Consider the following 21453-nt stretch of genomic DNA (forward strand, 5'->3'; position numbering starts at 1 on the left):
GAAGTACACATGTCTACAATTAACGAACAGCTAAAAGCACTTAAAGTTATCCCTGTTATCGCCATTGATAACGCAGAGGATATTATCCCTCTAGGCAAAGTATTGGCTGAGAATGGGCTTCCCGCGGCTGAGATTACCTTCCGTTCAGACGCCGCTGTTGAAGCTATCCGACTGCTTCGCCAAGCACAGCCACAAATGCTGATCGGCGCGGGCACCATCTTGAACCGTGAGCAAGCACTTGCAGCAAAAGAAGCGGGCGCAACGTTTGTGGTATCACCGGGGTTCAATCCAAACACAGTTAAAGCATGCCAAGAGATCGGTATCGATATCATTCCGGGTGTGAACAATCCAAGCACCGTTGAAGCGGCATTAGAGATGGGCTTAACAACCTTGAAGTTCTTCCCAGCAGAAGCTTCCGGCGGTATCAGTATGGTGAAGTCGTTAGTCGGACCCTATGGCGACATTAGACTCATGCCTACAGGCGGTATCACGCCATCTAACATCGATAGCTACTTAGCAGTGCCTCAAGTATTAGCCTGCGGTGGCACATGGATGGTGGATAAGAAGCTCATCGAGAACAAAGAGTGGGATGAAATTGCACGCCTAACACGAGAGATTGTTGAGCAAGTAAATCATTAAGCAGATCAGTCGCTAGCCCAAAGCGTTAGCGGGATTTGAGAATACAACGTATACAAAGAGAGCGAGAAGCTTGCCTCTCGCTCTTTTTTCATCTATCTATTGTGACAATTGTTGCTCTACAAGCGTCTTCCAGAACCCAACGCCATGTTCCAGAATATTGTCGTTGAAATCGTAGTGTGGGTTATGAAGCGCAGTGCCTCCACATTCACCAACACCATTCCCAACTAGCACATAGCACCCTTTCACTTCACGTAACATGAACGAGAAATCCTCACTGATAGTGAAGCGTTCACAAGCTCCATTCACATTCTCTTCACCAACAACCGCTTGTGCTGCTTTGATTGCGTGAGCAGTCTCTTCCGGCGTGTTGATTGTTGATAGAAAGCTATTGTTAAAATGATATTGATAATCAACGCCTGCTGACATGCACTGACCCGCAACGACACGCTCGATCGCTTTCTCAATCTTGTGTAACGCTTGATCCGTGAAGCTACGAGTATCACCTGAAATGGTCACTTGCGAAGGAATCACGTTAACGGTGCCATTGGTAACAAAGTTAGTCACTGAGATAACCGCCGTCTCATCAATTGCACTCAAATTACGTGAAACAATGGTTTGTAAGGCGGTCACAACCTGAGCTCCAACTACAATCGGGTCGGTTCCCATGTGTGGCATAGCGGCATGACCACCCGTCGCCTTGATAACAATTTCAAAGCTACTTTCACTCGCCATTAATGAATTGGGGCGAGTCACAAACTTACCTTCAGGAATACCCGGTAGGTTATGCATTGCGTAAATCGCATCCATATTCCAACGAGTAAACAGGCCGTCTTCGATCATCGCTTTAGCGCCTGTACCACGCTCTTCATCGGGTTGGAAAATGAAGTAAACGGTGCCATCAAATTGCTTGCTGTTTGCTAGCTCTTGCGCGGCACCCAACAACATAGCTGTATGCCCGTCATGACCACAAGCATGCATCGCGCCATCATGTTTAGAAACATGACAAAACGTATTCTCTTCATGAATACGCAGGGCATCCATGTCAGCACGCAACCCAATCGAGCGATCGCTTGTACCATTTTTTAAAATTCCCAGAACACCGGTTCCACCAATACCACGGTGAACTTCAATGCCGAACTCTTCGAGTTTATTCGCAACAAATTCAGAGGTTTTGAACTCTTCAGTACCAAATTCAGGGTACTGATGTAGATGGCGACGCCATTCTGTGACGGTTTGTTCAAGTGTCATAGATTTCTCCAAAGCGGAAGGTGAGATCTCGCTCACCTTCATTGTTCTAGTTAATTTTATGCTTTTTGTTCTTCTAATTCTTTTTCTTCAACTGTCGCTTCTTGCTTCGTTTCAAACTTAGTGAACACGTAAAGTGCTACCACAATCAATGAAACAACGATAGTTTTCCCCATGGCCATCTGTTCACCAAGTGTCACAACTGCCACTAAGTACCCAACCAAAGGCATGAGGTTTAATGCCATCGTTGCCTTTTCTACACCGATACGCTTGAAAGAATACAATTGAATCAAGTAGCTACCACCAGAAATGCCTGTACCTAAGAAAATAAGCAGTGCAATCAACAGCGGGCTAGAGAAAATAATGTAAATCTGAGACAAGTCCAAGCCCATGGTCAACACAACGATAATGCCCATCACAGCAACCGAAATGTATTGGTACAGCATGGAAACCACTGAGCCGTATTTGTCCGCTAAGCTAGCACGTAAATGTGCCGTCCACGCTAAAGCCAGCATCGAGCATGTCACGTAAACATAACCCAGCAGCGGAGTACCGCCTTCAATGGTGTTTGTTGGCCCGACACTCATTGCGTAAATACAAACTGCAGATGCGATGAAAGCGCCCCACTGAACCTTGTTCATACGGAAGTTCATAAACATCATACCGAAGAAGACTGTCGCGAACGGCTGCATACCTTGGATAACACCGTTTTCAGTCGCACCAATATGAGAAAGAGAAAGGAAATTAAAAAGTGAGAAAACCCCTTGTCCCACGATGCCACAAAGCGCAATACGTCCAATATCTTTGGTATCGATCTTTAATGAAGACCCTAAGTCTGCACTTAAGTTTTTGCTACGTGATGTAAAAAAGAAAATGATTGATAGGCCAATTACCGCGGTAACGTAGCGGAAAAATACCAATGTCATCGGATCAACAGCCATAGAAAGCGGCTTAGAGACCACCCCTGTTACGCCCCAGATACAGGCAACGGCAATGGCGGCAGTCCATCCTAAAAATGTGTCTCTGTTTGTTGTGTTCATTTTTATCTTCCGTAATCTTGTTTCTTATTGAATAAGAGCGATGCATCACCGCCCAGTTTTTTTATAATTTTTATGTGCTGACTCTGGAGTCCAGAGCCAGCTTTTGTAGGGTGTTAAATTTGTAAGGTGTTAAGTTTTGAGCTAAATAATGATCAGTTCTGGCTCTGCGCGTTTGCTTAACCATTCAGCGCCGTCTTCAGTAATCACGATATTCTCTTCGTGAACCATTGACTTACCCGGTGCGTAAACCATGCCCGGTTCTAATGTCATCACCATACCCGGCTTAAGTACTGTGTTGTCGGTAGCCGTGTTAGACGGGCGCTCTGTCAGCTCCATACCTAAACCATGACCAAGACGACCAACGTCGTTGCCCAATGCACCATTGGCTTCTAATACTCCCCACATCGCGTTGTAGATGTCAGTCGTGGTTGCGCCCGGTTTCGCAGCCTCAAAGCCTTTCGTGGTCGCTTCGTAAGTAGCGCGGTATGCCGCTTTGGTTTGCTCACTTGCATGACCAAATGCCCAGTTACGGTCGAAATCAGAGAAATAACCATCACGTACAGCACCGGTATCGATGATCAACACATCTCCTGGCTCAATGATGCGATCAGTTGGGCCCATGATGATGCTGTCATAACCATCTGGCCCTGAGCCTGCGATGATGTAAGGGCATTCGTCCGCACCTTCTAACAACATATCGATACGGAACTGTTTACAGATTTCACGCTCGGTCATGCCGGCTTTTGCGTATTGAGGGATCTTGCTAAACCCAACATTGGTAATGCGGCAGATTTCACGTGTTTTCTCGATTTCAGCTTGTGACTTGATCTGACGAAGTTCATGCATTGCTAAAGACACATCAACAAAGTCTTTCTTAACCATGGTGGTTAATTTCAAGTAATTGTTCACAGGCATACGTAGGTGAGATTCAATGCCCAGCGTTGCGCCTACTCGACCATGACGACAAGGCAGAGAGTTCAATGCGCTAGCTACTAAGCTAATGCCATCATCTTCAGGACGAGGAGAAGGCCAAGTAATAATGTTATCGACCCATGTTCCCGCCATACCACTTGCTCCTATTTCAGGAACAATCGCAATCGGCTTTCCTTCTGCAGGAACGATGACAAACCATGGACGAGTTGGGCTGTGCCAAAACTGAGTGTGGAAGCCAGTGAAGTAGCGAACGTTTGGTTCGGTTGTGAAAATCATCGCATCCAGATTCATCTCATGCATGACTTTTTGAGCGCGTGATGTTCTGTGTTCAAACTCAGCTTGTTCAAAGCCGCGGTTTAGGTAGTTAGTCATTGGAACCTCTAATTATTGTATTTAGGTAGGCACTTCTGCTGCTCTTCACAACCAGTAACCAACCCTATAGTTCAATTTTGTTTACGTTACGGTGAGCATCTTACTGACATTTAAGTTAAATAATGTGACCAAGATCTTATGGTTAACTATAGTGACCAGAAAGCATCTAAAACTGGAAATATTGTTGATTACGATCAATTTTAGGTACTTATTTGTAACTTTAGACTTGTGTAGGAAGCGGATATATAGTCTTATAGTTACATAAAGTTAATTGGCAACTTGAAATACATCGAGTAACCAAAGATAATGAAAGGCAATTAAAGTTAACAACAGTGGTCTAAAATGAACGCATCAGCATATAAATCGTTTAACGTAGAATTCACCGACAATGACAGAGAGCATCTCGCACTGAACTTTCGCTTAGCCGAAACCATTGCCGACTTTATTGGTCCGCACTGTGAGGTTGTGATTCATTCATTCGAGAGCTTTGAAAAGTCGGTAGTGAAGATAGTGAACGGACACCACACGGGTCGAGAAGTAGGGTCACCTATCACCGATCTGGGGCTGAAGATGCTGAGTGTGTTTGAGAGCACTGGTGAGGTCACGCCAAAAAGTTACTTCACCACCAGCAAAGATGGATCGTTACTTAAGTCTACGACCTGTGTACTAGCTGGAGAAAATGGCAAACCAATTGGGCTGTTCTGTATCAATATGAACTTGTCTCACCCGTTTCCTGAGATCATAAAAACTTTAATGCCAGACATGGCTCATGCCCCTGTGGGTGTGCATGAGAACTTTGGAGCTTCAACAACAGAAGTGATTGAGCAAGCGCTTGAGCACGCTATTTTTGAAGTCGACAACGATGAGTCAGTCAACTTAAAAGGTCGAAACAAAGCCATTACCAAGCAGTTGCTTGAGAACGGTATTTTCGAATTAAAAGAGGCGACAGCATTCGTATCTGAGCGTCTTGGTATTACTCGCCACGCTATTTACAAATACATCCGCGAGTTTAGAGCATAGAAATCATATAAAGAGAAACGAAATGAAAACAAAAATCCATACAGATCTAGCACCAGCAGCAATCGGCCCTTACTCTCAAGGTATGGCATTCAAAGACCTAATCTTCACTTCAGGTCAATTACCGCTTGATGCAAAAACAATGGCGTTTGTTGAAGGTGGCATCAAAGAGCAAGCTCGTATGTCACTAGAAAATCTAAAAGCAGTTTTGGAACAAAGTGGTGGTTCACTGGATACCGTTATTAAAACCACATGCTTCCTATCTGATATGGAAAACTTCGTTGCATTTAACGAGGTGTACACGGAAGTATTTGGTACAGAGAACGCGCCAGCACGCTCTTGTGTTGAAGCCGCTCGTTTGCCAAAAGACGCACTAGTCGAAGTTGAAGCGATCGCTTACATCAAGTAATCACGTATTGCTTTTAGTGACTGCGTATAGCAAAAAATAACTATGTAATGTTATTAACGACAAAGTAAGGTCATTGAACATCGCTTGATGGCCTTTAATTCCTCTGCCTGTATCTAAGTGTGCCCTATGTTAAAACTATCAAAAAATTCATTTTACACTGGACAAGTTTGCGAGCTATTCACTGCATCTCAAGCGCAACAAGCGCGTGAGTTTCACCGTCAGATCGAAGGTTACCAACCAACGCCACTTGTCTCTCTTCCTAATCTTGCTAATCACCTTGGTGTTAAAGCGATCCTAGTAAAAGACGAATCTAAGCGTTTTGGGTTGAATGCATTTAAAGTGCTAGGTGGCTCTTACGCTCTAGGTCGTCAACTGGCAAAACATCTTGGTATCGACATCTCTGAGATCAACCTTAAAACCGTTGCTTCAAAACTGGATAAGCCACTTGTATTTACGACAGCAACAGCGGGTAACCATGGCACTGGTGTCGCGTGGGCGGCTCGTGAAATGGGCCAAAAAGCTGTGGTTTATATGCCAAAAGGCTCGTCTCAAGCCAGTGTTAACCGCATTCAAGGTTTAGGTGCAGAATGCATCGTGACGGAAGTTAACTACGACGACACGGTACGCATGGCAAACCAAACCGCTCAAGATAACGGTTGGATGCTAGTACAAGACACAGCATGGGATGGCTATGAAGAGATCCCAACATGGATCTCTCAAGGTTACATGACCATGGCAGACGAAGCCGTCGAGCAAGTTCAAGAGCAAGAGTTTAGCGCTCCAACTCACGTATTCTTACAAGCTGGTGTAGGTGCAATGGCAGGCGGCATATTAGGCTACCTTGCAGACAAGCTAGGCGCAGATACATTTGAAACCATCATTGCAGAGCCAGCAGCCGCAGATTGTATTTTCCGCTCAGGCGAGAAAGGCGAAATGGTCAACGTAACCGGTGAGTTGAACTCAATCATGGCGGGCCTTGCGTGTGGAGAACCAAACCCAGTGACATGGCCAGTATTGCGTGATTGTAGTAACTACTTTATCTCGGTTGATGACAGTATTTCAGCAAACGGGATGCGTGTTCTAGGTAACCCACTACAAGGTGACAGCCAAATCATCAGCGGTGAGTCAGGTGCGATTACACTAGGTCTTCTTTACCAACTTTGTCGAGAGGGCGCAGACCAAGCAACGCGTGACACTCTAGGCTTAAATGAAGACGCAACCATCATGCTCTTCAGCACGGAAGGCGACACCAACCAAACACGTTACCGCGACATCGTTTGGAATGGATTGCACCACTCTAGCTAATTGCTGACGGTAATAAACTCCACAACACTAACGACAAAGCCACAGCGAACGCTGTGGCTTTTCTTTTGCCAGTTGTTCTTTAATCGCTCTCTCAAAGCACCATTTTTCTAACTCGCACCTTGATTGAGTAACCAATAGCTCACCGGGTTATCCGGACACTGATATGGCCCACACTCTACAAACGTAGCAATAGCATTCAATGCCACCACCGCGATTGCCAGTAGACACACAATCCGCCCGAAATTGCCCATCTTGTAAGGTTCATGAGATTCGGTCTTATTGGTCAGCATCAAAATAACCGACACAGCAAGAATCGTCGCCACAAACAGTACAAATGCCCATGTGTAATAGTGCATTCCCAAAATAGGACTGCCGTAGCCCGGTGTTCCGGGAATTACGTGCAAAGAGACTTGTCTTAGCGATGTGGCCACACCATACAAAGCGCCAATCAGAATGACACCATAGTGACGAGATTGAGGCCCATAAACCACATTCAGCATGAAGCCAAACGCCACCATCACAAAACCAATGCGCTGCAACAAACACAAAGGACAAGGAAGTTCATTTAACACGAACTGCAGAACAAAGCCGATCAATAAAACGGCTGTCATGCCTAGCAGGCCAAGCGTATTCAAGAGAGTTAACTGATTTCGATTCATGCTAGCTCCTTACAATAAGATTGAGAGTGGATCAGTCGCATGATGATTGAACCAATACAAACCAAGGATCACTGAGCTAGCGAAAAAGCCATACGCAGCGGTCTTTGTACCAAAAAAAGCACATATCATCGCTACAAGTAATAACAAAAACAGTAAAGACATCATAAGGGGCATCCCCTCCTTATTTATCGAGTTCAGTCATATTGAACATCATAAAACACCCGCACCTACTTCCTTAGTCATTCACCTTAGGTGAACCAATGGATTACGGATTTAAAATCATCAACTTAATAGTTGTTAGTAACCTCCAAACTGTCAAGTTAGAAGCTACATGCTGATATCTATTCGAGCTAACCTCCCGATGTACACCGAACCCCAATACCGTGCTTTGCTACACTGACATAGCGTGAGATGCTTAATTTGGCTGATATTAAATCGCTCCCATTGTGACTAGGAAGCTTGATGAAAAAACACCGTACTCGACTACTATTGGCCCTGCCCTTCACATGCCTTGTGTCTTCAAACACCAGCTTGGCAAGCTATACCATTGTGCTACCAAGCCAACATGAGAATGGGTTCAATTTACATGGCTCCCCCTTATCAGCCAGAGAGGTGATCGATTGGGAGGTCAACAATAGTGACTTAGTGTTTGGGGCTTACGCCGATAAAAATGATAACGAAAGCGTCAGCGCGATTGGTTATATGTACAACCAAAAATTAGATCTGAATTCAGGAGAATTAGAAAACGAAATTAGAAACGCCGCAGAGCGAAATGGCATTGATTACGAAGATTTTTTCCTACACTTTTCAGAAGACACGATTCTGGCAGAGCCTGATACGAGTCACGGCGCCAATACCACTTTAAATCGCAAACCTATGATTATCGGCTATACCGCTGATGAAAAGCACGCGGGCTTTGCTCTTTATCAACCACCACCTTGGGATGCTGATGTGTTTGAATATTTCGACAAAGGTGGCGCTCTCTACGTTTATCACTCTGAAAAATTCAATCACTTAGCATTCGAATTTTCACACTTTGCACAGGGCGGAGAGTTTCAGATTGAGTATCCATCATCGATAAACATTGAGGGCAAAGTCACGGCATGGTCTAACGTCGTTGTAACGGAAGATAACACGAACAACATGACCCGAAACCAAGCCGTAAACTGGCGAGTCCCATCTAACTGGGTAAGAGCAAATACTCACGATGGAAGTGGTCAGAGTTATGGTGGGGGTCAGTATTTTGGTTCTACGTTTATTCGAGATGGCGGGCGTTTATACGTTGTTAGGGTGCGCTGGCAAGGGAACCTAAATGATATCCGCCCTCGCTTAAATCAAGTTCAATTGAAGGACTATTTCCCGAGAATCGTACTCAAAGATCTGCAGACTTCAAAGACAGATTCACAACCACCAAACGAAACCAAGCATTGGCGCAAGATCCGTGGTTTTGACCAATCAGCCGATCTCGACCAAGACAACTATTTATCACCTTCTGAATATGAAAATAGGAACAACAAATTGGCTACGGCTCGATTTCGTTGGGAGTCTCGCGTCATTCCTTTCGGCCGAATGTGGAACCAAAACTCATCATGGTCATTGACCAACCTTGCTAACCCAGATCTACTGATGTTGATGCGAAACTACTATTCCAAACATTGGGGGCAACAAGGGCTCAATGGCGCCTACAACGACGATACCAATAAGCTTTTAGGCGGCAACCAATTTGAGGTTTATTCAGGAGGAACCATTCAAGAGCTTGGTCTTGTCGTAGGGTCTAATAAAGCGGATAAGCAATACAAAACGCACTTCGCAGCCTTTCTCAAACGGTTATCAGCTAACGACGATGAGCTTTCAATTGGCCTTAATATTGGAACCGCCAACCTTTATGGCCGAAACGGGCAATCACACTTAATTGACTCAGGAAACCTGTACTTTAGGGAGCACTACCTATTCCCCTCTACAGGCTTTAGTGGTTATGCCGGATTGTCTAAGTTTTGGGATAACTCAGCGTTAGCTAACACTGATTCAAACATTATATTCCAAGCCACTACTCGCTATGGGCGCGTTCAATACCTAGGTAACAGCCAAGATAACTGGCAACAAGATCAGTATTCAACCCTCGCTATTTATTACCTCAGCTACCAGCCACAACATAGTTATTTTAACCAGTGGAATAGCAGTTATGTGTATGGCAGCGGCAATACTATCGAAGAGAATTTTTGGAAGAGTGGCGTGCCGAAAAACATCGCTTACCGACCGACACAACTGCTCAAGATCGACCTAGGCTTTCCAGCCAACCGGATTCCGAATAAATTAGAGCCCATTCCGTTGATGCTTTCGACCACACACTCAACACCCAGTGACTACACCATTGTCGGCGATTCAACCAAGCATCAAGTTGTGCATGCTGATCTGCCAAACGGCAAGGTTCAGCTGTTACCAACCTATACCTATTTTCTTTATCGTTCGGAAACAAACATCGTAGAGGGAGGCCCACAAGAGATGGTGCTCGCAAGAGAGTTTGAGCATGGTCGCGTACTCTTCCGCACCGATTTCTACGGTAAAAATCCAGACTTTTATTCAGCGCCTAAACTCAATATTCCATTAAAAAAACCCATGAGGCCGGTCGATACAAATGGCAACATTGGAGACTATGTGAAAGAAGTGACGCTGAGTGGATATCAAGGCTTACTTCTGCTCTACTGACCTTTATGAGCATTCAACCTTGGATGTCTTAACTGTTCAAAAAGTACATTCACACAGACAAGTAATGGGACCCCTACTAGCATTCCCATAGAGCCCCATAGCCAACCCCAAAATACAAGCCATACAAATAAAATCAGCGGATTGAGACTAAACCTTTTCCCCAGTAATGTAGGAGTAACCAATTGGCTTTCTATCAAATTAATCGCCAGGAAGATCGCAGCGACCGTCAATGCATAGCTAAACGACTCAAACTGTATAAAAGAGACTAAAGCAAAGCACGTAACTGAAACCATCGGGCCAAGATAGGGGATAAAATTCATTAAGCCTGCAAAAGCGCCCCAAAGGAAAGGGTCTTGCAATCCCATCATATAAAAAGCAAAGCCAACAGTGAGTCCTAGGCAAACATTAATGATGGTGATGGCACCTATGTAACGAGACAAATCCTTTTGAACAACTTTAACCAATTCAACAGCCCTACGCTTATCTGAAAAGCATTCAAAAAGAGATAAGCTTTGAGAATAAATTTTTCGACCGTAATTCATCATGAAATACGCCATAAGAAACGCAACCAACAACTGAGTAACAATGGTTGGTGTTGTCGTAAGCACTGATTCTATAATGGAAAAAGCCGTGTTATTGGTAAGCCCATCATTGGTAACAGTACTACTCATGGAGAACCCGGTGGCGTCAGTTAAGCGACTGTTTTGAGTAACCTCACTCACTTCATTAGATACATTCTCAACCAACATTGGTAATTTTGACCACCATTGCTGAGCGGGCTCACTCAACATATTCAAACTAATCACAACAAAGCCAATAAAACCAATAAGTACAGCCATTACGTTAATGACTCGAGGGATACCGAAGCGAGTAAGGTAGTTAACTAGAGGGCTACATAGCAAAGAAATAAAAGCACCAAAGATGATTGGCAACAAAAATGGCTTGGCGATATGTAATGTAAAAATAGACATCATGAGAACAGCAAGGAGCATAAAACTAGCTTGCAACACACTTCGTTGTCTAAGAATACTGTATTTTTTTGATGTCATTTTATTCCTATGAGTAGGAGGTTTTGTTTTTGAGGCTTCGTCAATTTGAATCAGGCACTCGATACCGTCAGCCAACACTAACTTGAATTAAAAATGATGGTTACTTAAGTAAATTAAGTATTAGCGATAGCTGTTTATAACCAAAAACAGACGATTTAAAACGATGAGTTCGATTCAAAATTACAACACCAAGGCCTGTGATGCCAAGAGCATACAAGGGGTACTTGTGAACAAACTCTTTTCCTTTGTGACGAATAAGTCCCATACAAAGTGCAACTTGACGAGCTCTACTTCTCCCCTCAAGTCTTTTCATTTGAATCTGTCTTTGTCGATTTTTGAGTGCTGACATGTAACCCCTCCTTCAATTGCTCTTTCGTACATTCAAAACCTATAAATTGCTTTAAGTAACTAGAACGAAGTACCAAGCATATGAGAATCAAACCGAGTGTGAATATAAACGCGCCGTAACCCGCTAACAGATTCAAAGTGAAGTAGTAGATCACTACTCCAGCACCGACGGCGATACTAAAAAGAAACAGCGGTAACAACGCAACAAAGAGGAGCTGAAACACAAGACGCTTTTTAAATGCATCAACACTATTGCGAAACTCCAATAAGAAAAGCTCTAAGGTCGATTGAGACCATTGCTGGGTATGTGTCTGTAATATAGCTAAGTCTTTCCACAATCCATTTAACTCAGAAGCAGAACGTTTAAGATCATCCACCTTACGATCGCTCGATTTATCATTGGCAGAGTTTACTGAATCATTTTGACTATTTACCTGCATAACGGTGCTCTCTCAATTGCGATGTTGATATATGGCTATTTGATTAACTTCGAGACAGCCCAACCAGCGAGAAACGCACAGCCAACACTCAATAATGGACGCTCTTTAATGATGTTTTCCGCTTTCTCAGACGTGTTCTTCACACTTTCAGAGCTGGCCTCGAGAGTTTCATGGACCGCCTCTTTCACATTTTCGATAACTTCTACTGCGGCCTCTTCAGCTTTTTCATAAGTTTCTTCAATTTGTTGTTTGGCTTCTGAATTTTTAGCGTTTGACTTTGGCATAAGTTTTCTCCTTATTTGATTATCATAAGCCAGGGAATAATATTAATACTATTAATCTCTAGCTACTTTAATAATCAATGCTAGCATCGTGCCAACTTTCACAAGTACCAGAATTATTGAAGATAAGCTCCCATATCATTAATAAATGGCATTAATCAATGTAATAATTTCACTAGAAAACATCTATTAATGTATTTTTTACAAAAACAAAGTAAAACCTTAGACGAAACAAGCTGAATATAGGGTTGTTAACTGGCATAAAAAATGCAATATACCAAATGCAGCTTAGAACCAAATGAGGATTCATGAGAAACCAAAGTATATTATCTATTGTTAACCTGATAAAAAGTGGAAATATTATTTACGAAAAAGCGATATCCAACATAAGAAGTGAAAAGATGGCAAAAAATCTTTTTGATATCTACACGGTAAAGAAATGTGCAGAGTTAAAGTTACAATCTTTAACTTACTACTCAAAAATACATCAAGAACAGATACCCGCTAGTTATACGATAAATGCCAGAGAGCGCTGTATTGAAGCGGAAGATACAAAAGGTAAAAACAATCAAGAGCTCTATTTAAAGCACCTAGAAGGTGTCGAGACAAAGATCATTTCCGACATTGAATCACTGCTAGAAACTAACCCTGATTTAGAAGGGAGAAGAAGATTAAAAGTGGTAAAAAATGAAATGGAATCATGTCGAGACCAAATACACAACATGCGTCAGAATTAGTTATTAGCGAATGATGGTTGGAAATCAGAATCAAAGAAAAGGCTTATTTAAATTCTTATAAATCAAATGAAATTATAAATACCACTGAGATGAAAAGGAGTAATGATATGTTGTTTAAAAAGGACAATGATCCCCTTGAGGTAATTCACTATAAAGGCATAGAAAAAATACTATGTACATTGAAAGATCACTACTTCTCATGTGTTGACCTAATTGAACAGAAAGCACATGGGAACATTGCAAGAGCTGCAAATCGATTTATAAAAGTTGAACGTTCATTAATAAACGAAGTAAACACCAAGTTCTGCATTAACAATGAAGTTAATGACAATGACATATTGAGTCAGCCCCCTGCGTTAATTGTTAGTTATAACGATATGTACCAGAGTAATTTAAGCCTAATTTCTTACCTCAAAAACACTATTAGAAAGTTTAACAATCAACATATGTCTGCTTTTTTCTCCTATTGGGTTGCGGCGTTGCAAGTTGAAAATGATGAGATAGCAAAGCATTTGTAACAGATATAACCCATCTAAAATAGATACGATTAATTAACTTGAGAAGAGAATCAAAGCCTACAACACAATCATTAAACAGTGGGAATAATCTAGGTTTAATTCTGATCTAATTCTGACATCACTCAAAATAAAAAGCGTCGAGGCATATTGCCTTGACGCTTTTTTACGAGAGGGACCGCTATGTTATTCTAGGAAGCGTCATCGACAGCCCCAGTCATCATTCTAGACAGACTTTTACCGCCTTTGGGATCAAAATCAAGTGTTCTAATCGGAAACGGTATTGTCATTCCAGCCTCTGATAATGACTCTTTAACCGCTATAATACCGTCGTGCTTTGCGTCCATATAACCAAAACCTCCTGGATACTCAATCCAAAACCAAACCAATAAGTTAACGCTACTATCAGAAAAGCTTGAAGCGTAAACCGTCGTATCTTCTTTCCGACTAACATAAGACTTTTGGTTTATCGCTTTGGTTATCACCTCAGCGGCTCTTTTGGGACAGTCTGCGTAGGAAATCCCCACAGGGATCTCGACCCTTCTTCGTCCTTTTCGACTGTAGTTCGTCAAAATATTTCGGAAAACCATCTTATTGGGAATCATGACGTGTTGACCAGAGAACGTTTCAACCAGTGTATTTCGTAAGTTTATTTTGACTATGGTACCCATGACATCGTTGGAACCAACAACATCGCCAATTTTAAAAGGTTTACGAATACTCATTGTAATACCTGAAATGAGGTTCTCAGTCATATCTTGAAAAGCAAAACCGATAGCTAAACCTAGAATACCGGCACCGGCAAGCAACGATGTAACCGTACCTTGGAGCCCAACAAAATCTAACGCGACAAAAAAACCAATAGTAACAATGGTAACCTTAACAATAGATGCCAGTAAGTTAATGACTTCTTGAGAGTCGACAACTCTATTGCTCAATCTTTTAAACAACTTACCGCTTATGTTGGCAACAAAGATAAAAATAAGAAACGTAACAAAAGCAACAATCAGGTTAGGGATAAGTTTAATTGCTTCAACTAACCAATGCTCTAACTTACCCTCTATCAGATGCTGAAACTTCTTTAAGTTAAAAGAGAGATTCATTTCCATGGTGTCTCCTTCTTATTCAATATACGGATTATTCAATACATTCATGGAATACAAACCGTTAAGGCTTGCTTATCAATACTTATCTCCAGTGAATCAGCCGAATACGTCTCTCCATCAATCACGTATGAAATAGGTCGGTCAGAATCAATTTTAACGAGCTGTGCCGACGCATAAGTAAAGTAACTAGCTTGTTCTTTCGCTCCGAGACTCGATAGCAACAGATCAGATAGAGCGATAGCTCGTTTACTAAGTGAATTTGTGTTTTCCAAATAGGTAACATGCAGCTTCCCATCATCCGGCTTAGGGGGCTGCCCCCCTTGAGCAAGCACAGTACTAAAAGGGGAAGAGTTCGCCACGACCAAACTTTGTAGTTTCATACTTTGTGATGGTTGGTCATCAATTGAAATTTGAAAGTGTTGATTATCGTCGGCGATTACTGCATTGAAGAACCCAGTCAAATACGCGAATTGCCCTTTTTCATTTTTTTGTTCTCGATGTGCGTAATCGATCATCTGTTCTTCAAAACCAATACCAAGAAGCAGTAATATTGGTTGTTGATTACAGAACGCCAGATCGATTTTTTTTGAGTTGCCAGATAAAATAGCCTCACACGCTTTTTCAACAGGCGATATTTTCGAGGTCAATCCATAAAGCATATGACATAGAGCGTTTGCGGTACCCAAAGGTATAATCCCGAGTTGTGTATCAGTCTTCCTAACTTGCCTTGCGACTTCACTAACCGTCCCATCGCCACCTGCAACGATAATATGCGCAGTATTCCGGTCTTTGGCCTGCTTAGCTAATATTTCTGCTGATACTTCTTGGCTAGTAATAAAAATATCTAAACTGTACTTTCTCGTAAGTTCACGAATAACCTGTTGTTCATTCGCCAACCATTTACCACCACCTGCAACAGGGTTGGCAATAAGGCAAGCTTTATGGCCAAGAGTGAGCAAACCTTTATCACTGATTGCTTGAAGTGTTTTTAGCTGTAGATGGTTCAATTGGGCTGTACTTCGCACGTCGTTAATACTTTTCAAGACCTGCTCTACAGTAAGTGACGGATTTTTCGCTAAAAGATAGGCAGCTACGACAAAGACAGAACGGCCTCGACCGAGAGCACAATGCACAACAACCGATCTAGATTGATTGATTTGGGTATCAATCCAATTTATAGCATGTTTAAGCTTATGCATTTTGGGGACTTTATGATCAAGAACCGGGGTGTTTAAATAGCTAAATTGATCACCGGTCATTGCACTTTCTAAACCAGAAAACTCAGCTGTAACATCTACTATACAATGGATGTTTTGAGATTCTAAGAACGATAAATCTGAAGGGAACAAACGACGAGATACATATAAACCTTTTCCAACCTGCTGTATTGGTTCGATTTTATCTCTTTTAATTGCCCATGCATTATACAGTCGAACACCTAAGAAGAATGGAATGAAGATCCATCTAATCCACCACACTATTTTCCCATCGCTAGTCTTCCTAAATATTGACGGCATATCGAAGATGTAGGCAACACTAACGATGAACATCGACAAACTACACCAGGAAAAAACACCACGGATTATTAGCTGTGGTATAAGAGCAGCAGCAAAAAAACAAGCTATAGCAAGAAGCATATAATATTTAATAATAAACATGTTACGCCTTAATTTATCCATGAATTTAAATATATTTATCCGTAAATTTATCTATCTCTAAATTAAATAAAAGAAGGGCTCAAGAATGAGCCCTTAGCTTGATAACAAAGCAGTTTTATACTTATTTAAAGAATTTGATTACTTCGTGATTCAAGCAACCTCTTTTTCATATTTACGAGCTAATGTTTCTTTTTGTTCAGTATCTAAGACTCGACCTGCGGTTTGAAAAAAACGCTGCTCTTCTTCTTCTAAATGATGTTCAACCTTATCTTTTAATGTTTTCATTAAAACAAGCCAAGCTGGTGAAGACATCTCTGTATCATCGAGTTGAGCGAGTATTTTGTCGATTCCATGATGTTCAGCGATTCCATGTCTAGTCATGTCAATGGATTGATCACTCTCGATCAAAGGTGCATAAAAATGGCGCTCTTCTGCAATCGCATGCTTGGTTAACTCATCCTTAAGGTTAACATAGAGTTCTTGCCTAGCTTGTGTGTCTCCCGAAGTTTGGAGTAACGCATCCATCAAAAGTCGTTGCTTTTCATGACTGTCTTTGAGCACATCAAATATATTTTTCATGTCTAATTCCTACTTCATTGGTTTATTTTTATGAGGATTTTGGCATCTCATTGCACTCTAGATGACAGTTCTAGCAATCTTCATCTTTCGCATCTAAATGCTCTTTAATATTTTCACAGCTATCTTCTATTGCGTTTTGAGTATCCTCTACAGCCTCATCTACATTTTCCCCGGCTTGTTCCATCGGACCTTCATCACTACATGCCGCAAGTGCAAATGTAATACCCACAATAGTTAAAAAACGGTAAGCGTTCGATTTGATGTTCATATAAACTCCTAATGTTTGTTTTTATTCAGCAACATAATTACCACTGAAACCAGTAGTGATATTGCAAATATATAAAATATGATCTTTGCTACTGTCGCAGCAGCCCCAGCGATACCACTAAATCCCAATAGGGCGGCAATAATTGCGACAATAAAAAATATTAGCGACCAGCGAATCATCGTTATTCCCCAATTTTTAATAAATTACCAATTGTAGAGAGGTTAAATAATATTTAATTTATCCACCACTCTCTCTACATTCGGGGTATTATTTGCTATAGATAAAGCTAAGTCGTGTTCACTGCTTGATGAAACTGAACCTTTCAAGATAACCACACTGTTTTCGGTTTCAACTTGAATATCGCTACCACTAACATTGGTATTCATTAATAAACGAGTGATTACCAGTGTCTTTATGTGAGCATCAGTCAAAGCTTGTACGGCTGCGGGTGTTTTTTCTTTGTCTTCATCAATCACTGTAAGTTCGTTTTTTACAGACTTAACGTCATCTAGGCTTAGCACTAACTCTTCTGCCAAATCTTTCTCTGTTTCATTTTTAACCGAGCCAGTTAAAGTAACCACTCGATTTTTAACGTAGGTGTTGATGTCAAATGAGTTTAAATTAGTATTCAGTAATAAAGTCGTTTCTGCTTTTCCATCAATCCACGCATCGAAAGTTTCTTTTTCCCACATGCTATTAGCAAAAACAGTTGATGAAGAAGTTGCAATCAAAGTAGCTAATAATATTTTACTTGCAGTATTTCTCATTAATTATCTCCTCTAGTTAACTGACACTTGTACAATTGCAACCAGCATGCCAACTTTTTAACTGACTGAAAATAAAGGATTTACACTTTAATTTTGAAAATTTACCATTGGTAAAATAATCGGAGGTGTATTAATTACACGAGTATTTTGTAAAAATTATCATCAATGGAGATCCTAGAATAATTAATATCAATACTATTAATTAGCCACTTCTACTATTAGTAATATTGCAACTACATTTAAAAGATGGCGTATAGTAAATGATAGATTCGTATTTGAAGGACATCATGTTATTATCAAGGTCGTTTTCTGTCGTACAAAAAGAGAGTTAAATCATGTCATTACCGACACTGTTTATAGAGTTAAAAGATGAATTATTGCGGTCTAAAATAAACTCTCTAGATGAATTATCAAGCTTTGAAATAATTCAAAGTACTATGGATGTTCATTGGATTGACAAGCTACAACAACTGCAACCAGATACTGCTATTGTTGAAGTCTCTCGATTTACTAACGATGATTTTAAGTCCTTATCGAGTGCAACAGGATTGGACGAAATGGACTTGATTATTATCAGTACAGGTACGCCAAACAAAAATTTAGACATGATGATGAACCATGGCGCAATCTTCCATTATAGAAAGCCCGTCGACATGCAAATATTGGAAGATACCCTTGCAGACTTCAGTCAATACTTCCTCCAGAAGCAGGAAGAAGGGCGTAAAGTGTCCACCAGCGATTTAGACCAGTTCGGTATGTTAGTCGGTTCTTCTAAGCCCATGCATAAGCTGTATCGAACTTTAAGAAGAGTCGCGAAGACTGACACCAATGTTTTGATTGTCGGCGAAAGTGGGGCAGGTAAAGAATTAGTCGCACAAACGATTCACCTTGCCAGTGATCGTAAAAACCAACCTTTTATTGCGATCAACTGCGGTGCTATCAGCCCTGAGTTAGTTGATAGTGAATTATTTGGTCATGAAAAAGGCGCTTTTACAGGGGCGAATCGCACACACCAAGGGGTGTTTAGGCAAGCAGAAGGTGGCACATTGTTTCTCGACGAAATCACCGAAATGCCACTTGAGCACCAGGTCAAATTACTACGAGTTTTAGAAACAGGTGAATATCGCCCTGTAGGCAGTAATGCAACGAGTATCGCTAATACTCGAGTCATTGCAGCGACAAACCGAGATCCACAAGTCGCTATTGAAGAACAGTTTTTGAGAGAGGATCTCTATTTCAGGTTGGCTCACTTCCCCATACATGTCCCTCCATTGCGTGAAAGAGGCGACGACATCGTCGGCTTAGCAAAACATTTTATTGCTCATCGCAACGCAAATGAAACCACTGCGAAGACCATTTTCACATCAGCGCTTCAAAAAATATCAGCCCATGCATGGCCAGGGAATGTCAGGGAATTAAAGCACTGTATTGAAAGAGCTTTTATATTGGCAGATGAGACGATTAAAGATGAACACCTAATTTTTGATACTCCTCCTTTAGAAACAGGGACTACCGTTGAGGATATGGTTCCGGCAGGTGTTTCTCTCGAGAAGATTGAGAAAGCTGCGATTATCAATACGCTCGAAGAAAATGAAGGCAACAAAAAGGAAACAGCACAAGACTTGGGAATCAGCATCAAAACGCTTTATAACAAGCTCGATAAGTATCAAGAGTAGTAATACTCATATCTCATGTTGCCATGTGAAAGGTGAAAGGTGAAAGGTGAAATAGCCGATAACCGAATACTTAATAAATCACCGATTAATTAAAGAAAGTACAGTATCAACACGAAAATCAAGTAACGTTTACTGCATCTGTGTGATCAAAATAGATACAGGCGATCGTTAATTTTCAGTTGATGTTTGGCTTTTCCATGAAAATTTAACAGTGGAGGGTGAGTCCTCCACTGTTAAATTTTATGCTGCATTCACCGATGTCTCGGTTCTTTTATCTTGGTCAAAGAATTCTTCATGCAACGCGCAAATCGCTTGTTGATACTTGTCATCACTCACAACAAATTGCACATTTACATTTCTCATAGACGAATGTAATGCAATAGGCGTAACACTATGATTCATCAAAGCCAATACACCATTAGCGAGCGTTTTATTGGTATCAATTTGAGAACCGATCGCTGAAATTATAGCGACCATTCGACCTGAAATAGATGCCTGAGGGTAACGTTTCTCAGCTTTATAAGACACCTTGTTTAAACTCTCGGTGCTACCACCTAGATAATAGGTAATAGAATTGGCGTTCATCTCTTTACCGATAAGGTTCACTCTAGCATCTGCGATAATCTCCATTAACTCATAACTAACATTGTCCGCCTTACCGACCATTCCTTGGTCAAAAACGTGTAACGCGTATACCTTCTGTTTTCCGGCAATGATCTCAATGTGATTCGTGTCTGGTCGGTAATCAGAAGAAATCAGTGTTCCCTCATGTTCTGGCTCGAAGGTATTTTTGATTTGCAGTTCTATGCCACTTTCTCGTAACCCAGCAGCCGCATTAGAGTGAATAGCTTCCATACCAAGGTTAGCCAGTTGATCGGCAACATCATAATTAGTTGCCCCAATCGGTTTAACCGAACCTACACCAACGACTTTTGGGTCAGCCGAACTAAAATGATACTCCTTATGGATGATCGCCAATGATGCCTCAGTAATAGTAGCGATACGACTAAACGTCATCTCACTGTAACCACGATCATAAGTATGCATCAAACCTTCTTTGCAATATGCATAACCAGTTACTATGGGAAGCTCCTCAGTAACATCAATGTCAGAGAAAGCCTCTCTAATGGTATCGTCCAAACTTTGAGGGGTTTTGTTGTCCCAACCAGAAAGGTCAACAAAGGTCGAATTTATACCAATGTTTTTTAATTTAAGAGCCGTGTTGTATGCACTATGTGACTCTCCAATTGAAGAAAGAAACTCTCTAATCTGTGGTAAATAATGTCTCAGTGAAAACTGTCCGTATTGGCACGTTTCAAGAATGTTAGTAATACAGTTTTTGGCTTCTGAAATACGAGATCGGATGAACTTATCTGCTCTCATACGATTCATTGGATCCGCAAAAATATGCTCATTGGTCAATAGCATGCGGCTTTCAATATAAGATAGAGCATCCTTCCATGAATCATCACGCATCGCTATCAATTGATAGACACCAGGCTTACCTGTTTTTTTACATTCCAACAATGCATCCGTCATACCGCTGTAAGCGGACACAACAAAGATTCGGTTATACGGATTTTGAGGGCGGAGAATAATATTGTCGAGCACAGCATCAAATGCTGTCATTGATGTACCGCCGATTTTTTCTACGGTAAATGTCATAAAAGACCTTTTGTTCTTGAAGAGATTAAAGACTAAATA

General features: G+C 41.4%; 24 protein-coding genes. 8 read left to right on the forward strand and 16 right to left on the reverse strand.

Annotation, left to right across the window (positions count from 1 at the left end; genetic code table 11):
• Window positions 1-9 precede the first annotated feature (9 nt).
• Window positions 10-639, forward strand: a complete 630-nt coding sequence (locus AACT19_RS01755; RefSeq protein WP_076644920.1) for a bifunctional 4-hydroxy-2-oxoglutarate aldolase/2-dehydro-3-deoxy-phosphogluconate aldolase — start codon at window positions 10-12, stop codon at window positions 637-639.
• A 96-nt stretch (window positions 640-735) separates the two neighbouring features.
• Here the strand turns inward: AACT19_RS01755 and AACT19_RS01760 are convergent, their stop codons facing one another.
• The 3 genes from AACT19_RS01760 to AACT19_RS01770 all read right to left on the reverse strand — a co-directional run bounded on the left by AACT19_RS01760 (window position 736) and on the right by AACT19_RS01770 (window position 4229).
• Window positions 736-1887, reverse strand: a complete 1152-nt coding sequence (locus tag AACT19_RS01760; protein WP_017085681.1) for a M20 aminoacylase family protein — start codon at window positions 1885-1887, stop codon at window positions 736-738.
• Between the two features lie 56 nt (window positions 1888-1943).
• Complete coding sequence (locus AACT19_RS01765) at window positions 1944-2924, reverse strand: DMT family transporter (RefSeq protein WP_054542897.1); 981 nt, start codon at window positions 2922-2924, stop codon at window positions 1944-1946.
• Window positions 2925-3065: 141 nt separating this feature from the next.
• Window positions 3066-4229, reverse strand: a complete 1164-nt coding sequence (locus AACT19_RS01770; protein ID WP_004732383.1) for a M24 family metallopeptidase — start codon at window positions 4227-4229, stop codon at window positions 3066-3068.
• 342 nt (window positions 4230-4571) lie between these two features.
• Here AACT19_RS01770 and AACT19_RS01775 point away from each other — a divergent pair, with 342 nt between their 5' ends.
• From AACT19_RS01775 to dpaL, 3 genes are all read left to right on the forward strand, one after another.
• On the forward strand, window positions 4572-5249 hold the full coding sequence (locus AACT19_RS01775) for a helix-turn-helix transcriptional regulator (RefSeq protein WP_004732387.1): 678 nt from the start codon (window positions 4572-4574) through the stop codon (window positions 5247-5249).
• Window positions 5250-5271: 22 nt separating this feature from the next.
• On the forward strand, window positions 5272-5655 hold the full coding sequence (locus AACT19_RS01780; RefSeq protein ID WP_004732389.1) for a RidA family protein: 384 nt from the start codon (window positions 5272-5274) through the stop codon (window positions 5653-5655).
• A 126-nt stretch (window positions 5656-5781) separates the two neighbouring features.
• On the forward strand, window positions 5782-6960 hold the full coding sequence (dpaL, locus tag AACT19_RS01785) for a diaminopropionate ammonia-lyase (protein ID WP_004732392.1): 1179 nt from the start codon (window positions 5782-5784) through the stop codon (window positions 6958-6960).
• A 107-nt stretch (window positions 6961-7067) separates the two neighbouring features.
• Here the strand turns inward: dpaL and AACT19_RS01790 are convergent, their stop codons facing one another.
• Both AACT19_RS01790 and AACT19_RS01795 read right to left on the reverse strand, forming a co-directional pair.
• Entirely contained in the window at window positions 7068-7619 is a 552-nt protein-coding gene (locus AACT19_RS01790; RefSeq protein WP_004732394.1) for a disulfide bond formation protein B, read from the reverse strand.
• A 9-nt stretch (window positions 7620-7628) separates the two neighbouring features.
• Complete coding sequence (locus tag AACT19_RS01795; protein ID WP_004732395.1) at window positions 7629-7784, reverse strand: DUF5993 family protein; 156 nt, start codon at window positions 7782-7784, stop codon at window positions 7629-7631.
• A 297-nt stretch (window positions 7785-8081) separates the two neighbouring features.
• On the opposite strand from AACT19_RS01795, the gene AACT19_RS01800 reads away from it, so the two are divergent.
• Window positions 8082-10325, forward strand: a complete 2244-nt coding sequence (locus AACT19_RS01800; protein ID WP_076644921.1) for a hypothetical protein — start codon at window positions 8082-8084, stop codon at window positions 10323-10325.
• Here the strand turns inward: AACT19_RS01800 and AACT19_RS01805 are convergent.
• The 4 genes from AACT19_RS01805 to AACT19_RS01820 all read right to left on the reverse strand — a co-directional run bounded on the left by AACT19_RS01805 (window position 10319) and on the right by AACT19_RS01820 (window position 12446).
• Entirely contained in the window at window positions 10319-11374 is a 1056-nt protein-coding gene (locus AACT19_RS01805) for an AI-2E family transporter (RefSeq protein WP_076644922.1), read from the reverse strand. The two genes, AACT19_RS01800 and AACT19_RS01805, sit on opposite strands and share 7 nt — an antisense overlap.
• 100 nt (window positions 11375-11474) lie before the next feature.
• Window positions 11475-11687 carry a hypothetical protein gene (locus AACT19_RS01810; protein ID WP_016795981.1) on the reverse strand — a complete coding sequence of 71 codons (213 nt, stop codon included), beginning with the start codon at window positions 11685-11687 and terminating at the stop codon, window positions 11475-11477.
• Window positions 11674-12162 (reverse strand): hypothetical protein, encoded by a 489-nt coding sequence (locus AACT19_RS01815; protein ID WP_076644923.1) that lies wholly within the window; start codon window positions 12160-12162, stop codon window positions 11674-11676. Before AACT19_RS01815 ends, AACT19_RS01810 begins: the two co-directional genes overlap by 14 nt.
• Before the next feature lie 35 nt (window positions 12163-12197).
• A complete protein-coding gene (locus tag AACT19_RS01820; protein ID WP_010431939.1) occupies window positions 12198-12446 on the reverse strand; it encodes a hypothetical protein in 249 nt (82 codons plus the stop codon).
• A 305-nt stretch (window positions 12447-12751) separates the two neighbouring features.
• On the opposite strand from AACT19_RS01820, the gene AACT19_RS01825 reads away from it, so the two are divergent.
• Both AACT19_RS01825 and AACT19_RS01830 read left to right on the forward strand, forming a co-directional pair.
• Complete coding sequence (locus AACT19_RS01825; protein WP_010431941.1) at window positions 12752-13180, forward strand: DUF2383 domain-containing protein; 429 nt, start codon at window positions 12752-12754, stop codon at window positions 13178-13180.
• A gap of 107 nt (window positions 13181-13287) precedes the next feature.
• Window positions 13288-13698: a hypothetical protein gene (locus AACT19_RS01830; protein ID WP_010431943.1), complete on the forward strand. Its 411-nt coding sequence runs from the start codon at window positions 13288-13290 to the stop codon at window positions 13696-13698.
• A 188-nt stretch (window positions 13699-13886) separates the two neighbouring features.
• Here the strand turns inward: AACT19_RS01830 and AACT19_RS01835 are convergent, their stop codons facing one another.
• The 6 genes from AACT19_RS01835 to AACT19_RS01860 all read right to left on the reverse strand — a co-directional run bounded on the left by AACT19_RS01835 (window position 13887) and on the right by AACT19_RS01860 (window position 18073).
• A complete protein-coding gene (locus tag AACT19_RS01835; protein WP_076644924.1) occupies window positions 13887-14804 on the reverse strand; it encodes a mechanosensitive ion channel family protein in 918 nt (305 codons plus the stop codon).
• Window positions 14805-14845: 41 nt separating this feature from the next.
• Window positions 14846-16459 (reverse strand): diacylglycerol kinase family protein, encoded by a 1614-nt coding sequence (locus AACT19_RS01840; RefSeq protein WP_076644925.1) that lies wholly within the window; start codon window positions 16457-16459, stop codon window positions 14846-14848.
• Between the two features lie 150 nt (window positions 16460-16609).
• Window positions 16610-17038: a hemerythrin domain-containing protein gene (locus AACT19_RS01845; RefSeq protein ID WP_010431952.1), complete on the reverse strand. Its 429-nt coding sequence runs from the start codon at window positions 17036-17038 to the stop codon at window positions 16610-16612.
• A 70-nt stretch (window positions 17039-17108) separates the two neighbouring features.
• The gene (locus tag AACT19_RS01850) at window positions 17109-17306 is read right to left on the reverse strand and encodes a hypothetical protein (protein ID WP_010431955.1); all 198 of its coding nucleotides are present in this window, start codon (window positions 17304-17306) and stop codon (window positions 17109-17111) included.
• Window positions 17307-17314: 8 nt separating this feature from the next.
• Complete coding sequence (locus AACT19_RS01855) at window positions 17315-17485, reverse strand: DUF1328 domain-containing protein (RefSeq protein ID WP_010431958.1); 171 nt, start codon at window positions 17483-17485, stop codon at window positions 17315-17317.
• A gap of 42 nt (window positions 17486-17527) precedes the next feature.
• Complete coding sequence (locus AACT19_RS01860) at window positions 17528-18073, reverse strand: BON domain-containing protein (RefSeq protein WP_017065851.1); 546 nt, start codon at window positions 18071-18073, stop codon at window positions 17528-17530.
• A gap of 335 nt (window positions 18074-18408) precedes the next feature.
• Here AACT19_RS01860 and AACT19_RS01865 point away from each other — a divergent pair, with 335 nt between their 5' ends.
• Window positions 18409-19749 carry a sigma-54 interaction domain-containing protein gene (locus AACT19_RS01865; RefSeq protein WP_010431963.1) on the forward strand — a complete coding sequence of 447 codons (1341 nt, stop codon included), beginning with the start codon at window positions 18409-18411 and terminating at the stop codon, window positions 19747-19749.
• Window positions 19750-19989: 240 nt separating this feature from the next.
• Here AACT19_RS01865 and AACT19_RS01870 read toward each other — a convergent pair whose 3' ends face one another.
• Complete coding sequence (locus AACT19_RS01870) at window positions 19990-21414, reverse strand: aspartate kinase (protein WP_076644926.1); 1425 nt, start codon at window positions 21412-21414, stop codon at window positions 19990-19992.
• Between the last annotated feature and the right edge of the window lie 39 nt (window positions 21415-21453).

The organism is Vibrio sp. 10N.222.47.A9 (assembly GCF_963872585.1).
Taxonomy (GTDB): Bacteria; Pseudomonadota; Gammaproteobacteria; order Enterobacterales; family Vibrionaceae; genus Vibrio; species Vibrio splendidus.

Bases quoted from the DNA above. Each gene is read 5' to 3' on its own strand.
- AACT19_RS01755 (WP_076644920.1), top strand. From the start codon at position 10: ATGTCTACAATTAACGAACAGCTAAAAGCACTTAAAGTTATCCCTGTT.
- AACT19_RS01760 (WP_017085681.1), bottom strand. From the start codon at position 1,887: ATGACACTTGAACAAACCGTCACAGAATGGCGTCGCCATCTACATCAG.
- AACT19_RS01765 (WP_054542897.1), bottom strand. From the start codon at position 2,924: ATGAACACAACAAACAGAGACACATTTTTAGGATGGACTGCCGCCATT.
- AACT19_RS01770 (WP_004732383.1), bottom strand. From the start codon at position 4,229: ATGACTAACTACCTAAACCGCGGCTTTGAACAAGCTGAGTTTGAACAC.
- AACT19_RS01775 (WP_004732387.1), top strand. From the start codon at position 4,572: ATGAACGCATCAGCATATAAATCGTTTAACGTAGAATTCACCGACAAT.
- AACT19_RS01780 (WP_004732389.1), top strand. From the start codon at position 5,272: ATGAAAACAAAAATCCATACAGATCTAGCACCAGCAGCAATCGGCCCT.
- dpaL (WP_004732392.1), top strand. From the start codon at position 5,782: ATGTTAAAACTATCAAAAAATTCATTTTACACTGGACAAGTTTGCGAG.
- AACT19_RS01790 (WP_004732394.1), bottom strand. From the start codon at position 7,619: ATGAATCGAAATCAGTTAACTCTCTTGAATACGCTTGGCCTGCTAGGC.
- AACT19_RS01795 (WP_004732395.1), bottom strand. From the start codon at position 7,784: ATGATGTCTTTACTGTTTTTGTTATTACTTGTAGCGATGATATGTGCT.
- AACT19_RS01800 (WP_076644921.1), top strand. From the start codon at position 8,082: ATGAAAAAACACCGTACTCGACTACTATTGGCCCTGCCCTTCACATGC.
- AACT19_RS01805 (WP_076644922.1), bottom strand. From the start codon at position 11,374: ATGACATCAAAAAAATACAGTATTCTTAGACAACGAAGTGTGTTGCAA.
- AACT19_RS01810 (WP_016795981.1), bottom strand. From the start codon at position 11,687: ATGAAAAGACTTGAGGGGAGAAGTAGAGCTCGTCAAGTTGCACTTTGT.
- AACT19_RS01815 (WP_076644923.1), bottom strand. From the start codon at position 12,162: ATGCAGGTAAATAGTCAAAATGATTCAGTAAACTCTGCCAATGATAAA.
- AACT19_RS01820 (WP_010431939.1), bottom strand. From the start codon at position 12,446: ATGCCAAAGTCAAACGCTAAAAATTCAGAAGCCAAACAACAAATTGAA.
- AACT19_RS01825 (WP_010431941.1), top strand. From the start codon at position 12,752: ATGAGAAACCAAAGTATATTATCTATTGTTAACCTGATAAAAAGTGGA.
- AACT19_RS01830 (WP_010431943.1), top strand. From the start codon at position 13,288: ATGTTGTTTAAAAAGGACAATGATCCCCTTGAGGTAATTCACTATAAA.
- AACT19_RS01835 (WP_076644924.1), bottom strand. From the start codon at position 14,804: ATGGAAATGAATCTCTCTTTTAACTTAAAGAAGTTTCAGCATCTGATA.
- AACT19_RS01840 (WP_076644925.1), bottom strand. From the start codon at position 16,459: ATGTTTATTATTAAATATTATATGCTTCTTGCTATAGCTTGTTTTTTT.
- AACT19_RS01845 (WP_010431952.1), bottom strand. From the start codon at position 17,038: ATGAAAAATATATTTGATGTGCTCAAAGACAGTCATGAAAAGCAACGA.
- AACT19_RS01850 (WP_010431955.1), bottom strand. From the start codon at position 17,306: ATGAACATCAAATCGAACGCTTACCGTTTTTTAACTATTGTGGGTATT.
- AACT19_RS01855 (WP_010431958.1), bottom strand. From the start codon at position 17,485: ATGATTCGCTGGTCGCTAATATTTTTTATTGTCGCAATTATTGCCGCC.
- AACT19_RS01860 (WP_017065851.1), bottom strand. From the start codon at position 18,073: ATGAGAAATACTGCAAGTAAAATATTATTAGCTACTTTGATTGCAACT.
- AACT19_RS01865 (WP_010431963.1), top strand. From the start codon at position 18,409: ATGTCATTACCGACACTGTTTATAGAGTTAAAAGATGAATTATTGCGG.
- AACT19_RS01870 (WP_076644926.1), bottom strand. From the start codon at position 21,414: ATGACATTTACCGTAGAAAAAATCGGCGGTACATCAATGACAGCATTT.